This is a genomic window from Mesorhizobium sp. M1A.F.Ca.IN.022.07.1.1 (assembly GCF_003997575.1).
Taxonomy (GTDB): Bacteria; Pseudomonadota; Alphaproteobacteria; order Rhizobiales; family Rhizobiaceae; genus Mesorhizobium.
Genome location: NZ_RZST01000156.1, coordinates 1 through 12,791, shown reverse-complemented (window position 1 = coordinate 12,791; position 12,791 = coordinate 1). Strand labels below are relative to the sequence as shown.

The 12,791-nt window shown below is 63.9% G+C and carries 13 protein-coding genes; 10 read left to right on the top strand and 3 right to left on the bottom strand.

The genetic code is table 11. The annotated features are described in order from the left end of the window. From EOA75_RS18175 to EOA75_RS18165, 3 genes are all read left to right on the top strand, one after another. The coding region (locus EOA75_RS18175; protein ID WP_127324808.1) for a family 16 glycosylhydrolase at positions 1–370 on the top strand (370 nt) is incomplete at its 5' end. 21 nt (positions 371–391) lie between these two features. Beyond that, entirely contained in the window at positions 392–2,179 is a 1,788-nt protein-coding gene (locus EOA75_RS18170) for a type I secretion system permease/ATPase (RefSeq protein WP_245466665.1), read from the top strand. 3 nt (positions 2,180–2,182) lie between these two features. Further along, entirely contained in the window at positions 2,183–3,502 is a 1,320-nt protein-coding gene (locus EOA75_RS18165) for an HlyD family type I secretion periplasmic adaptor subunit (RefSeq protein WP_127324807.1), read from the top strand. A 45-nt stretch (positions 3,503–3,547) separates the two neighbouring features. Here the strand turns inward: EOA75_RS18165 and EOA75_RS18160 are convergent, their stop codons facing one another. Both EOA75_RS18160 and EOA75_RS18155 read right to left on the bottom strand, forming a co-directional pair. After that, positions 3,548–4,078, bottom strand: a complete 531-nt coding sequence (locus EOA75_RS18160) for a dihydrofolate reductase family protein (RefSeq protein WP_095801573.1) — start codon at positions 4,076–4,078, stop codon at positions 3,548–3,550. Between the two features lie 95 nt (positions 4,079–4,173). After that, positions 4,174–5,064 carry a LysR family transcriptional regulator gene (locus EOA75_RS18155; protein WP_127324806.1) on the bottom strand — a complete coding sequence of 297 codons (891 nt, stop codon included), beginning with the start codon at positions 5,062–5,064 and terminating at the stop codon, positions 4,174–4,176. Positions 5,065–5,277: 213 nt separating this feature from the next. On the opposite strand from EOA75_RS18155, the gene EOA75_RS18150 reads away from it, so the two are divergent. From EOA75_RS18150 to EOA75_RS18120, 7 genes are all read left to right on the top strand, one after another. Next, on the top strand, positions 5,278–6,213 hold the full coding sequence (locus EOA75_RS18150; protein WP_127216958.1) for a DMT family transporter: 936 nt from the start codon (positions 5,278–5,280) through the stop codon (positions 6,211–6,213). A 30-nt stretch (positions 6,214–6,243) separates the two neighbouring features. Further along, positions 6,244–6,966, top strand: a complete 723-nt coding sequence (locus EOA75_RS18145) for a haloacid dehalogenase type II (protein WP_127216959.1) — start codon at positions 6,244–6,246, stop codon at positions 6,964–6,966. 213 nt (positions 6,967–7,179) lie between these two features. Then, complete coding sequence (locus EOA75_RS18140) at positions 7,180–7,611, top strand: hypothetical protein (RefSeq protein ID WP_066993122.1); 432 nt, start codon at positions 7,180–7,182, stop codon at positions 7,609–7,611. A 309-nt stretch (positions 7,612–7,920) separates the two neighbouring features. Beyond that, positions 7,921–8,757 (top strand): ABC transporter permease, encoded by an 837-nt coding sequence (locus EOA75_RS18135; RefSeq protein ID WP_245322367.1) that lies wholly within the window; start codon positions 7,921–7,923, stop codon positions 8,755–8,757. A gap of 13 nt (positions 8,758–8,770) precedes the next feature. Then, positions 8,771–9,613, top strand: coding sequence for an ABC transporter permease (locus tag EOA75_RS18130; protein WP_082953755.1), 843 nt, complete (start codon positions 8,771–8,773; stop codon positions 9,611–9,613). Next, positions 9,610–10,752 (top strand): extracellular solute-binding protein, encoded by a 1,143-nt coding sequence (locus EOA75_RS18125; RefSeq protein ID WP_066993114.1) that lies wholly within the window; start codon positions 9,610–9,612, stop codon positions 10,750–10,752. Before EOA75_RS18130 ends, EOA75_RS18125 begins: the two co-directional genes overlap by 4 nt. Continuing rightward, positions 10,745–11,905, top strand: a complete 1,161-nt coding sequence (locus EOA75_RS18120) for an ABC transporter ATP-binding protein (protein ID WP_127324805.1) — start codon at positions 10,745–10,747, stop codon at positions 11,903–11,905. Before EOA75_RS18125 ends, EOA75_RS18120 begins: the two co-directional genes overlap by 8 nt. A gap of 37 nt (positions 11,906–11,942) precedes the next feature. On the opposite strand, the gene EOA75_RS18115 is transcribed toward EOA75_RS18120, so the two are convergent. Continuing rightward, on the bottom strand, positions 11,943–12,791 hold an 849-nt coding region (locus EOA75_RS18115), incomplete at its 5' end, for a GlxA family transcriptional regulator (RefSeq protein WP_164747431.1).

The following is a 12,791-nucleotide window of genomic DNA, read 5'->3' as shown; positions in this document are numbered from 1 at the left end:
CGGGTCTACGGTGAATGCGATGGATACTGCCGGTTTCCACACCTATGGCCTGCTGTGGACGCCGGACAAGCTTGTCTGGACCTATGACGGCGTGCAGGTCGCGGAAGCGGCGACGCCCTCGGACATGGACAAGCCCATGTACATGCTGGTCAATCTTGCGATCGGCGGCCAGGCTGGCGCGCCGCCGGATCATCTTGCCACACCGGCTGAGATGAAGATCGACTACATCCGCGCCTATACGCTGGACGCTGTGGAGGCTAACCCCCTGATCGCCACCAGCAGCACCACCACCGCAACGCACAGCACTGCCACGCACAGCTTCGGCAGCAGCACGCTGCATCACGGTTCCGAGTTTGGGGGCCACGCTTAAGATTTTCAGGCGATCGGTTCGATGTCCCGGGATCATGCAGCGGCGGCCGATATGACTGCACCGTCGAGCCTGCGGGCGGTGTTCCTGCGCGCCGTCGGCGATGTCGGGCTCTTCTCGCTGCTGATCAACATCCTGCTTCTGGTGATCCCGCTTTATCTGCTGCAGGTCTATGACCGCGTGCTGCCCTCCTCCAGCGTCGAGACGCTGGTCTATCTGTCGGCGATTGCGGTTCTTGCGCTCGCTTTCCTCGGACTGCTGGACGCGATCCGCGCCGTCTACACGCAGCGCGTCGCGGCCGCCGTCGACAGGAAGCTCGGGGCAAGGACATTCGCCCTCTCGCTGGCGCCCAAATATGCCGGCGGCCTGTCGCCGCTGCGTGATCTCGCCTCGGTCTGCGCCTTCGTCCGGTCGCGCGGCGTGGCGGTGCTGTTCGACCTGCCCTTTGCGCCCGTCTTCCTCGCTTTGCTCTATCTGATCCATCCGGTGCTGTTCTGGGTGACAGTCGCCGGCGCGGTGCTTCTGCTCGTCCTTGTCGTCGCGAACCAGCTCGCCATTGGCCGGAACGATGCCATGTCCGCGGAACGCTCGGCGTTGGCGAGCCATGCGGAACAGGTCTTTGCCCGCAATGCCGAAACGCTGCGCGCCATGGGCATGGTCGAGAACGCCGCTCGGGTCTGGGGGCGGCATGTCGGGGCAGCGCTCACGCTTTACGACCGTTCCTCGAGCGCCAATGCGATCTTCAGCGGCGCCTCGCGGGCGCTGCGCATGATGCTGCAGCTGGCGATCCTCGGCGCCGGCGCGTGGCTGGTGCTCGAGGGGCAGATGACGGCGGGTATGATCTTCGCCTCCTCGCTGGTGTCGTCGCGCGCGCTGCAGCCGCTCGACCAGCTGATCGGCGCCTGGCGGCAGATCGTCGAGGCAAAGCTGGCCTGGAAGCGGCTGGAGACGGCGCTTGCTGCGCATCCGGCTGGGAAGCGGAAACTGGCGCTCCCCGATCCATTAGGCGCGATTTCGGTGCAGGACGTTTTCTTCATGGCGCCGAACGCGCAGCCCGGCACCGAACCTATCCTCAAGCGGCTGAATTTCCAGATCGGCGCGGGCGAAGCGGTGGCGATCGTCGGGCCGAGCGGCGCCGGCAAATCGACGCTGGCGCGGCTGCTTGTCGGTGCCGCGCAGCCGACCGGGGGCGCAGTGAGGATCGACGGCGCCGACCTCAGGACGTGGGACGAAAAACAGCTCGGGAGACAGATCGGCTACCTGGCGCAGGAGGTGGAGCTCTTTCCCGGCACGATCGGCGACAATGTCGCCCGCTTCGACGCGCAGGCAGAGGACGCCGCGATCGTCGAGGCCGCCAGGCGCGCCCAGGCGCATGAGTTGATCCTGGCGCAGCGCGACGGCTACCAGACGATGATCGGCCCTTCCGACAGGACGCTCTCGGGCGGCGAGCGGCAGCGGATCGGGCTGGCGCGCGCCTTCTACGGCAACCCGCGCATTCTCGTGCTCGACGAGCCCAGTTCCCATCTCGACGGCAGCGGCGAGGCGGCGCTCGAAGTGGTGCTGGTCGCCGCGCGGGCGGCCGGCGTCACGATCCTCGTGATCACACATCGGCCGTCCATCGCAACGGCCTGCGACCGCGTGATGGTTCTGCGCGGTGGTGTGATCGAGGCCTTCGGCCCGAGCGCCGAGGTGCTGCGGCGGTCCACTGTCGATAGAGGCGCCGGCAACGCCCCGGCCGCCCAGCAGGGCACGGTGGTGACCGGATCATTCGCGCCGATGATCCGCACGCACGGCATCCGCTTCGGATCCTAGACGATGACGATCGAGAGCCTTGCCTGGGATGGACAGCCGCGCACCGACTTCCGGCGCGTGGCCTTCATAGGATATGCGGCAATCGCGCTCTTTGCGGGCGGCTTCGGCTATTGGGCGGTAAGCGCGCCGCTGTCCGGCGCGGTAATCACGCAGGGCACGATCTCGGCGACGGGCGGCAACATCCTCATCCAGCAGCCCGAGGGCGGCATCATCCAGCAGCTGCTGGTCCGCGAGGGCGACCGCGTGCAGCAGGGCCAGGACCTCATCCTGCTCGACCGGACGGCAGCGCAAGCCGAGCTCAACCGTCTGACCAGGCAGTCGATCGCGCTCAAGGCGAGCATGGCGCGGCTGGAGGCGGAGCGCGACGGGCTGGCCAGGCTCGCGCCGATCACCGAGGCAGCGCCGGCGCCGTTCCAGCAGGATTTCCAAAACCTCATCCGCGAGCAGCAGAAGGAGTTCGACGCCAGGCTCGCCCGGTTCCGGTCGGAGCAATCGATCATGGCGCAGCGGGTCGCCATGCATCGCGAGTCGGTCGTGGGCTTGAACGCCCAGAAGCTCGCCATCCAGCAGCAGGCCGATGTCGTGAAGAAGGAGCTCGGCATCAAGACAGGCCTGCTCGACAAGGGCCTCACCAACCGTACCGAATATTCGCAGTTGCTGCGCTCGGAAGCCGATCTGGTCGGCCAGGCCGGCGCGCTGGAGGCCAATCTTGCCGGGGCCAACAGCCAGATCGTCGAGGCGCAGGTGCAGGTCGAGCGGCTGACCACGCAGCGCGTGGAGGAAGCGCTGACCAAGCTCGACGAGGTGCGCACCAACCTCGCCGACATCGAGGAGCAGATCAGGGCAGCCGAAGCGGTGCTTCAGCGCACGAAGATCAAGGCGCCGGCGGCGGGCATCGTGGTGTCCTCCACCTATAATTCGAAAGGCAGCGTGATCGCGCCCGGCGAAAAGATCATGGAGATCCTGCCCACCGCATCGGGCCTCAACGTCGATGCCAAGCTGCGGCCGAAAGACGTCGATCAGGTGCGCGTCGGCCAGCCGGCGAAGCTCAGGCTGTCAGCGCTCAACACGCGGCTGACACCAGAGGTATCGGCGACCGTGACGCAGATCTCGGCCGACCGGCTGATCGACCAGGCTACCCACGAACCCTATTTCCGCGCCAAGCTGAAGATCGCCGACGCGCTCCCGCCCGGCGTCAAGCCGGAGCAACTCTATCCGGGAACGCCGGTCGAAGCCTTCATCAACACCGGCGACCGTACCTTCTTTGAGTATCTGGCGCGGCCGATGGTGGATTCGTTCGCCCGCGCGTTTGCGGAGAGGTGAGCGGGCGCTCCGCCCGACGCGACGGCGCCGTCGGGAGTTGCGTGCCTACGCAGGAACATAAGTCAACCTGATCGCTTCCTCCCCGATCAAATCACTGGCCACGAGCCGGAGCCGCGGCCGGGGGCCGGCGAAGAATGGCTTTCCGTGACCAAGCACGACGGGATGGATGTAGAGACGATACTCATCGATAAGCCCGAGGTCGGTCAGGCTTCGCGCCAGGTCCGGTCCGGAAACGGCGATCTCCCCAGCGAGCCGAGCCTTCAGGTCACGTATCATCTCCGCCAGGCCGCCTTCGACAAGCGTGGCGTTGGGGCCAACGGACTGCAGCGTGCTCGACACGACCCACTTCGGCTGGCTCCGCCACGCCGTCGCGAATTCGCGGAGCTCAGGGGTCCACTCGGAACGGTCCTCGTCCCAGTAGCGCATGACCTCGTACATGCGACGGCCGTACACGCTGCCCGTCAGGCCGCGCACTTGCTCTATCCAGTGACGAAACAGCGCGGGATCGGGCGCAAATGCCTCGTGGTCGACATAGCCGTCCAGTGACTGATTCATTCCGAAGACGAGCTTCGCCATGCTAATTCCATCCCAGCATTCTTTCAGGATACCAGTGAATCGCGCCGCTGCCTGCTCTGTGACGGCCTTGTCACGCTCCTGGCCAGCACGATTGTTCAAACGGCGATCTGAAGCGCCCCGTAGCGTTTGACTTCGGCTTCGATCTCCCTGACCAAAGTCTCCAGCGCGGGATTTCGGGAGTTGCGTGCGCGCCTGATCACATAGGCCAGGTCCGGCGGCTTGGGGAAGTGTTTGTCGACGATCTCCATGCCGGGTTGCAGGTGCCGCTGGCTCAGGAGCGCGACGCCGAGCCCGGAGGTCACGCCGGCGACGATGCCGGCTGCGCTGGAGCATTCGAACACGGTCTCGAACACCGTTCCCTCATCCTGCCCAAGATCGAGACCCCAACGCCGATAGAAGCAGTTCTCGTCGAAGGACAGGAACGGGATCGGCTTTTCCTTCGCCAGGACCAGATCCGGCGACTTCACCCAGTGCAGCGTCTCGCGGTAGAGGACGATGTCGGCGGGACGAACCTCGTGCTGGAACAGCTGGACGATCGCGGCGTCAAGGGCCCCCTGGCTGAGCTGCTCCCGCAAGACGAGGCTCATGCGCACTTGCGTACGGACGCTCACCTCGGGATGGAGCCTGCGGAACCGGCCAAGAATGCGCGAGAGGTCCGTGCAGGTCGTATCCTCGGTCATTCCCAGCGCGATCTTGCCTTGCAGCGTGCTTTTCGAGAGGCTCAGTACCGCCTCGTCATGAATTCCCAGGATGCGCCGCGCATAACCCAGGAGATCGTGCCCGGCCGTGGTGAACAGCGGCGCGTTTGGCTTCCGGCTGAGGATTTCGCAGTCGAGGCTCGCTTCAAGCCGCCTCACCTTGTGGCTGACGGCCGATTGCGACAAACTCAGAATCTCGGCCGCACGGGTGACACCGCCATGTTTCTCGATCGCGACCAGCGCCCGCAGGGCATCGACATCCAGGCGACGGCTCATGATTCCAGCCATGACAATCCTCGCTCGCAATGAAAGCACCGCGCCAAACCTCTGACACAGAGCGGGCTTTTGGGCAAATCCTTATGTCATTGTTCGTGGCTGTTTCATGAGTGTATCGAAATTTGTCATGTGCAAGGCAGCGAGTGTGCAGCCATAAGTCTGCGCCAGACAGCGCTGGTGATCCGCTTCAGGAGCATGGCGCACCGCTCGAATAAAAGACAGCCCATGACGCTTCTGCAGAACAAGCCTCATCCTCTGGTATGGCCGACCGTGGCGGCAGCCCTGGTCCTAAGCTGGAGCTCCGGCTTCGTCGGCATCCGCTACGCCAGCGAGAACGCCGACGTCATGCTGGTCCTGTTCTGGCGGACTTTTTTGTCCGGACTTATCCTTCTGCCATTTGCTCTGCTGATCGGGCAGCGCATCAGCGGGCGCGCATTGGCGCAGCAGATGGCGTTCGGCGTGGCGACGATGTTCCTCTATCTAGGCGGATTCGCCCTTGCCATCGGCCAGCGCGTTCCGACCGGCCTTGTCGCGCTGATCTCCGATCTTGTCCCTCTCGCCATCGCGGCGCTGTCGCAGCCCATTCTCGGCCTCCGGCTGAGCGCAAGACAATGGATCGGAACAGCCCTGGGCGCGAGCGGCGTCCTTATCGTCTCCCTGGACAGCCTCAGTCTCGGCAAAGCACCGGTCTGGGCCTATGTCCTCACGGTCGCTTCCATGCTGGTGTTCGCCCTGGCGACCGTGGTGCAGAAGCGGATCAGGACGATCGATATGCCCATCCATCAGAGCTTGTGCATTCAATGCCTGACGGCGGCGATCCTCTTTGCCGCCTGCGCCGAATGGAACGGCGGCCTGACACCGCCGCTCGATGGGCGTTTCCAGTTCGGCATGGCGTGGCTGGTGCTGTTCTCGACCTTCTTCTGCTACGGCGTCTACTATATGAGCCTGCGTCACTACACCGCCGCACAGGTCAGCAGCGTGGTCTATCTCAGCCCGCCGGTGACGATGCTCTGGGCGTGGCTGATCTTCGGCGAACCGCTATCGAGAGCGATGTTCCTCGGCCTGGCGGTGACCCTGTTCGGTGTCTGGCTGACCTCATCGAGGAGCGCTGCATCGAAGGACAAAGCGCGTCTGAGCTCATGCGAGCAGCCTGCCGGATAATCACGCGACACCAACAAGGAGTGCAATTCCATGAAGCTGACCGATTTCAAGGCCCTGACCTTCGACTGCTACGGCACGCTCATCGACTGGGAATCCGGCATGATCGAGGGCCTGAAGCCGCTGACAGAGCGCGCCGGCCGCCGTTTGAGCCGCGACGACATCCTCGAGGCGCATGCCCGGCACGAATCCAGCCAGCAGAAATGGACTCCGGCAAGACGCTACCGCGACCTTCTGCCGATCGTCTACAAGCGGCTTGCCGAGGAATGGGGCGTCGTCGCCACCGCAGAGGAATGCACGGCCTATGGCGAAAGCGTGAAGGATTGGCCGGCCTTTGCCGACTCGGCGGAAGCCTTGCGGTATCTCAAGCAGCACTACAAGCTGATCATCCTTTCCAACGTCGACAACAAGAGCTTTTCGTTCAGCAACAAGAAGCTCGGCGTCGACTTCGACGCGATATACACGGCAGAGGACATCGGCTCCTACAAACCTTCCGCCCGCAACTTCGACTATATGCTCGAAAAGCTGGCGACGATCGGGGTGGAGAAAAGCCAAGTCCTGCACACTGCCGAAAGCATGTTCCATGATCACGCTCCCGCCAATCGCGTCGGCCTGGCATCGTGCTGGATCTATCGCCGTCATGCCGACCAGGGCTTCGGCGCCACGATGCACCCCGGCGACATGCCAAATGTGGATTTCCGCTTCGACAGCATGGCCGACCTCGTCAACGCGCACAGGCAAGAATTGGGCGCCTGAGTCCGCAGCGCGCGGAGGAGGCGCTGACCGAGCCGATGAGACCCGAGATAGCTACACGACGCTATGCCGCCTGCTTTCGTGGCGTCCTCTCGCAACCGGATTCAATCCGCCAGCCTTGGAACCAAAAGACCTGCGAGACTGTTCAGCTATCGTTTGATACAACGCTGACGTGCCCTGCCGGTTGGGCAATCGGCGCTTTCGAGGAGTCTCACCATGTCCAGAATTCGTTCAGCCGCGATTGCGGTCATCGCCGCTGTCGGCGTGAGCTTTGCCAGCGCTGCTCACGCCGACAGCGGCACGATCCGCTTCTCCATCTATAAGGCGGCCTTCTTCATCGGCGGCGCCGGCGGCGAAGGGACGCTGACCTTCCGTGGTCGCAACTATCCCATCTCGATCGGGGGCATCTCGGGCGGCCTCGCCTTCGGGGCTTCCAAGACCTATTTCAAAGGCACAGTGCGCCACATTCGCCGCGCCCGCGACGTGGCGGGAGTGTACGGCGCAGCGGGCGGCGGCGGCGCGCTCGGCAGAGGCGCTCAGGTGATCGTCATGACCAACGACAAGGGCGCCGAGCTCCAGCTCACAGGCCGGCAGGTAGGCCTGCAGATCAATGCCGATCTCAGCGGCATGACCATTGGGCTGAAATAAGGGGGCGGTCAAAGCGGTCATTCCCTCCGCCAATTGGCGCTACCTGATCCAGCCGCACCGAGTGTCCGGTAGAATGGGAAGGGCCCGATGTCGGGCCCTTTCCCTTGCTTGCCTGGACTGTTTGCGTGGAGGCACGGCACGACGCGATCGCCAACAGTCGGAGGCTCTCTGGCTCAATCGCCGCCTGTAGACATCGCGCTCCCAATCACCCAATCTGAGCTGCGGGAACAGAAGCGCTTCAAAGAAAGCGCGGACCTTCGGGTGCGCATGAAAAATCGATGGACCTTGTATGATCCACGGCTGGCCTGGATGCTTATCGCGCCGGTGCTGCTGCTCTTGATCTTCTTCCTGGTGCTGCCGATCGCCGTGATGTCGGTCTACACCTTCTTCACCTTCGTCACCGCCGGCGTGGAAACCAGCGCGCTGACAACCGCGAACTGGCACGAATTCCTCACCGACAGCTACTATCACGGCTTTCTGTTGAAGACGCTGCGGGTCGGCGCCATCACCGCGCTGCTCTGCGGCGTGCTCGGCTATTTTCCGGCCTATTTCATCTGGGCGACGAGCTTCAGGCACAAGTGGCTGCTGCTTCTCCTGCTCATCGTGCCGTTCTGGATCAGCTTCACCATCCGCACCTTTTCCTGGATCAACATTCTCGGCGAACAGGGCGTCATCAACGTGGCGCTCATAAAGTTGGGCATTGTCAGCGAGCCGCTGCCGATGCTCTACACCGAGGGCGCGGTGATCATGGGGCTGCTGCATTTCCTGCTGCCCTACATGATCCTCAACGTCTATGTCAGCCTGGAAAGCATCGACCGCACGCTGATTGCGGCAGCCCGCTCGATGGGCTGCACCAGTGCGCAGGCGTTTCGCGAGGTGACGCTGCCGCTTTCGTTGCCCGGCCTCGCGGCCGGCCTGCTGCTCTGCTTCGTGCTTGCCGCCGGCAGCTATGTGACGCCGCAGCTTCTGGGCTCGGGCCGCGACGCGCTGTTCGGCAATCTGATCTACGACACCATCATGAGCGAGCTGAACTGGCCGATGGGCGCCACGCTTTCGATCGTGCTGTTCGTCGTGCTCGGTTTCTTCGCCGCCATCTACACCCGCTACATGGGCATGTCGCAGATCGTCAAAGGCCTTGGAGGATGAGGGGATTGGGCGGATGAAGCCTGCACGCCGGAAAGAGGAAGGCAGATGGGCCTGGCGGCTGACTGGCTTCGTCACGCTCTGCGTCTACATCTTCATGTTCGCGCCGATTGCGGCGACCGTCATCCTGTCGTTCAACGCCTCGATGTTCGGCGGCTTCCCGATGACCGGCTTTTCGCTGCAATGGTACGGCAAGCTGATGGCCAATGAGGCGGTGCTGGCCGCGTTCCGAACGTCGCTGTGGATCGCCCTGGTCACTGCGGCCGCCACCACGGCGATCGGCGTCGTCACCTCGTTCGCGCTGGTGCGTTTCGAGTTCCCCGGCAAGCAGACGCTGAGCACGCTGGTGATCCTGCCGGCGCTGGTGCCCGAAACCATTCTGGGCGTCGGCCTCCTGGTGCTGATCAAGGCGGTCGACCAGCCGCGAACGTTGCTCCTCCTGGTGCTCGGCCATATTCTGCTCGCCGTGCCCTATGTGGTGCTGATCACCCAGGCGCGCATGGTGGGCATCCGGCGCGTCTATGAGGAGGCCGCGCTTTCGCTCGGCGCCTCGCGCTTCTCGTCCTTCCGCGAGATCACGCTGCCGCTGCTCATCCCGGCGGTCGTTGCCGGCGCGCTGCTCGCCTTCACCATCTCGTTCGACAACACCTCGGCCAGCCTGTTCTGGCGGCCGGCCGGCGTCGAGACCATGCCTACCCAAATCCTTTCGATGCTGAAGATTTCGATCAGCCCGGAGATCAATGCACTGGGCACGGTCATGATCCTGGTGACCGTCGGCATCCCGCTGATCGGCGGCATTCTCATGCAAAGCCTGACAAAATTGAGAAGACGAGGCGAACCAAAGGAGGAAGCAAAATGAAACTATCCACCACCAAACGGCTGGAACGGCTGCATGACCGCTACGTGAACGGCGATTTGAGCCGCCGCACCTTTCTGAGCCTGACCGCCGCCGCCGCGGCCTCGGCGGGCCTCTCCATGCCGTGGATGAGCCGCGCGCTCGCCGCGGTCGAGCAGGTGCGCTTCGACGGCTGGGGCGGAACCGTGCAGGAGGCGATCGACAAATACGCCTTCCAGCCCTACACAGCCAAGACCAAGATCAAGGTGGTCCAGGGCACGTTCGGCGACGAGAACGAGATCATCACCAAGATCAAGACGGCGAAGCCAGGCGACTTCCAGATCGTGCATTCGTCCGGCGTCAACTACTACATCAAATACGTCAATGCCGGCATGAACTCGGAGATCAACGAGGCCAACATTCCCAACATGGCGAATGTGCTGCAGCCGATGATCGAGCCGTTCCGCAAGCTGACGCCAAAGCTCTCGGCGGTGCCCTACGACTACGGCACCACCGGCATCGCCTACAACACCAAGGTGATCTCGCCCGAGGAGGCGAAGGAAAAGGGTGCCGGCCTGCTGCTCGACAAGAAATACGCCGGCAAGGTCGGCGGCTATGCCGACATGACCACCCGCGTCTGGTACGCGGCTTTGGCCACCGGACAGGATCCCAACAACATCAAGGACATGGATACGATCTGGGCCAAGGTGCGCGAGACGCGCGACCTCGCCAAGAAATTCTGGAGCTCCGGCGCGGAACTGATGGACCTGTTGTCCAAGGGCGAGATCGTGGTGACCGACGCCTGGTCGGGCCGCGTCGCCGCCCTGCAGGATCAGGGCCATCCGATCGGCTATCTCGATCCGGCGGGCTCCTATGCCTGGATGGAGGACATGCTGATCCTGAAAGGCTCGCCGATGACCGAATGCGAAGAGCTGATCAACTTCATGCTCGATCCGGCGACCTCGATCGCGGTGGCCGAGGGCCAGAGCTACCCGCCGTCGCTCGACCCGACCAAGGTGAAGCTAACCGAGAAGATCGAGAAGCTGCCGGCTTTCGACAAGACCGGCTCGATGAAGGCGCTGACCTTCGCCGATCCAGTCTACTGGGCGACCAACGAGGACGCCTGGACCAAGCAGTGGGACAGGATCGCGAAAGGTGCCTGACAGAAGCGAAGCGTCACTCAGCCCCCGGCCGGTCTCGGCCGGGGCACCCGGCACAGCTCCCAACATGAGTGCGGAGCAGCCAGCGGTCGAGTTCCGCGACATCGACATCGCCTATGGCAAGTTCGTCGCGGTGCGCGACTTCTCGCTGTCGATCCGCAAGGGCAGTTTCGTCACCCTGCTTGGGCCGTCGGGCTGCGGCAAGACGACGATCCTGCGCTCCATCGCCGGGCTGGTCGACATTTCGGGCGGCCAGATCATGATCGATGGGCGGCGGGTCGACGACGTGCCGATCTACAAGCGCAACATCGGCCTGGTGTTCCAGAGCTACGCGCTGTTCCCGCACAAGAGCGTGTTCGACAATGTCGCCTTCGGCCTGAAGTATCGCAACGTGCCGAAGCCCGAGATCGCGCGCAGGGTCGGCCGGGCGCTCGACATGGTGCGGCTGCCGGGCAGCGAGAAGAAGCTGCCCTCACAATTGTCGGGCGGGCAGCAGCAGCGCATCGCGCTGGCGCGGGCCATCGTCTTCGAACCGCAGGTGCTGCTGCTCGACGAGCCGCTGTCGGCGCTCGACGCCAACATGCGCGAGGAGATGCGCGTCGAGATCAAGAAGATCCAGAAGGCAACCGGCATCACCGCCATCTTCGTCACCCACGACCAGGAAGAAGCGCTCTCCATGTCGGACCGCATCGTGGTGATGAACGCCGGCTCGGTCGAGCAGATCGGCACGCCGGAAGAGGTCTATGAGCGGCCCGCCACCGCCTTCGTCGCCGATTTCCTCGGCAAGGCCAACATGCTTGCCGGCACTGTCAGCAGATCCGACGGGCAGATAGCGGTGACGCTTGCCGCCGGCCGGACCGTCCACGTAACGTCGCCTCGGCCGCTGGCGCCGGGCAGCAAGGTCACCGTGGTGGTCCGGCCGCAGAAACTGTCGGTCGGTCCTGCAGCCGGCGCCAACCGGCTCTCCGGCCGCGTCGTCTCGACCTCCTATCTCGGCGGCAGCGCCATTTACGAGATCGACTTCGGCGGCAAGACGAGCATCCGGGCCAACGCGCCGATCAACGGCCGCATCGTCCGGGAGGGCGAGATCATCGAGGTCGGGTTCGATCCGAGCGGCTGTGTTTTGCTGGACGAGAACGGGCAGCGGATTTCGTAAGGCACCAAGGCCCTCGTCCGCATCGGGCTTCAGGAATTCACTGCTTCGCCGCTTGAGCAGCCAAGCGGCCTGGATGCCTGAGGTTGGTCGGCGTGATGCCGGTGTGCTGGCGGAATACCCGGCTGAAGTGCCCGGCATTTTCGAAGCCGCACCTGTAGGCGATGTCGCCTATCTGCAGGTCGCTGCCTTCCAGCAGCGACTTGGCGTAGTGAACCCGGAGCGCCAGGTACGCGGCCATCGGGCTTGTGCCCAGCTCGGTCGCGAAAAGACGCTCGAGCTGGCGCCGGGAGCAATTCAACCGGCTTGCGATCTCGGTGACCGATATCTTTTCCTGCAGGCTGCTTTCCATCAGCAGCAAGGCCCGTTTCACCGCACGGCTCGACGCTTCGGGAAACAGGTCGCCGACGGGCTGCACGTCCCGGATGTTGCGGATGCGATCGAGCACAAGGATCTTGGCGGCCTTTTCCGCCGCCTTCTGACCGATGAATTGCGACACGAAATAACCGGCGAGGTCTGCCGCGCCGGTGCCGCCGGCACATGTCGAGCGGCCGCGGTCGACCGAATAGAGGCTGTCGGCATGCGCATTCACATCGGGGAATTCGGCGCGAAAATCCTTGATGTGGAACCAGCTGACGGCGGCGCTGTAGCCGTCCAGCAAGCCGTAGCGGGCCAGCACGAAGCTTCCCGTGCACAGCGCGGTTATCGGCACGCCCTTGTCGGCGGCCCGCAGAAGGAACGCCTCCTTTTCAGCGCTGAGATTGCGGTTGGTGTCGAGCAGGCCTCCGACCACGACGACGTTGTCGAAGTCCTCCGGATTGCCGATCGCCTTGGTCGGCAGCAATTCGACGCCACAGCTCGCCCGGATCGGCAGGCCGCGCTCGCCGAC

Coding starts and splice junctions, on each gene's coding strand:
- EOA75_RS18170 (WP_245466665.1), top strand. CDS start 392: ATGTCCCGGGATCATGCAGCGGCGGCCGATATGACTGCACCGTCGAGC.
- EOA75_RS18165 (WP_127324807.1), top strand. CDS start 2,183: ATGACGATCGAGAGCCTTGCCTGGGATGGACAGCCGCGCACCGACTTC.
- EOA75_RS18160 (WP_095801573.1), bottom strand. CDS start 4,078: ATGGCGAAGCTCGTCTTCGGAATGAATCAGTCACTGGACGGCTATGTC.
- EOA75_RS18155 (WP_127324806.1), bottom strand. CDS start 5,064: ATGGCTGGAATCATGAGCCGTCGCCTGGATGTCGATGCCCTGCGGGCG.
- EOA75_RS18150 (WP_127216958.1), top strand. CDS start 5,278: ATGACGCTTCTGCAGAACAAGCCTCATCCTCTGGTATGGCCGACCGTG.
- EOA75_RS18145 (WP_127216959.1), top strand. CDS start 6,244: ATGAAGCTGACCGATTTCAAGGCCCTGACCTTCGACTGCTACGGCACG.
- EOA75_RS18140 (WP_066993122.1), top strand. CDS start 7,180: ATGTCCAGAATTCGTTCAGCCGCGATTGCGGTCATCGCCGCTGTCGGC.
- EOA75_RS18135 (WP_245322367.1), top strand. CDS start 7,921: ATGCTTATCGCGCCGGTGCTGCTGCTCTTGATCTTCTTCCTGGTGCTG.
- EOA75_RS18130 (WP_082953755.1), top strand. CDS start 8,771: ATGAAGCCTGCACGCCGGAAAGAGGAAGGCAGATGGGCCTGGCGGCTG.
- EOA75_RS18125 (WP_066993114.1), top strand. CDS start 9,610: ATGAAACTATCCACCACCAAACGGCTGGAACGGCTGCATGACCGCTAC.